Origin of the sequence: Pseudomonas juntendi (assembly GCF_009932375.1) — a bacterium.
GTDB classification, from domain to species: domain Bacteria; phylum Pseudomonadota; class Gammaproteobacteria; order Pseudomonadales; family Pseudomonadaceae; genus Aquipseudomonas; species Aquipseudomonas juntendi.
In genome coordinates this window covers 1-297 of record NZ_BLJG01000305.1, presented here as the reverse complement: position 1 = coordinate 297, position 297 = coordinate 1, and the positions used below count along the sequence as shown (strand labels likewise).

1 protein-coding gene is annotated in these 297 nt (G+C 67.0%); it reads right to left on the bottom strand.

Annotation, left to right across the window (positions count from 1 at the left end):
• Positions 1-297 (bottom strand): FecR family protein (locus GYA94_RS25095; RefSeq protein WP_498072223.1); only part of this gene is annotated, 297 nt, incomplete at both ends.

The following is a 297-nucleotide window of genomic DNA, read 5'->3' as shown; positions in this document are numbered from 1 at the left end:
GCCAGGCGCTCCAGCACCTGCCCCAGCGGCATGTCGCTGGCCTTCAGGTAGCCGCTGCGCCAACTGTCTACGGTTTTCAGGTCCGCTGGGCGTACCGCGCCGATGCGCGTGTCATCGACGGTTACCCGTTCACCTGTCGAGACCAGGCGCTGCTCACCCCCCTGCACGACCATGGCCTTGCCACTGATGACCACCAGCTCGTCATGGTTGGCATGGCGGGTGACTTGCAGGCGGGTGCCGAACACCTGGATGCGTGCGTTACCCACTGCCACCTCCAGGGCGCGCCCATCGAGCGCC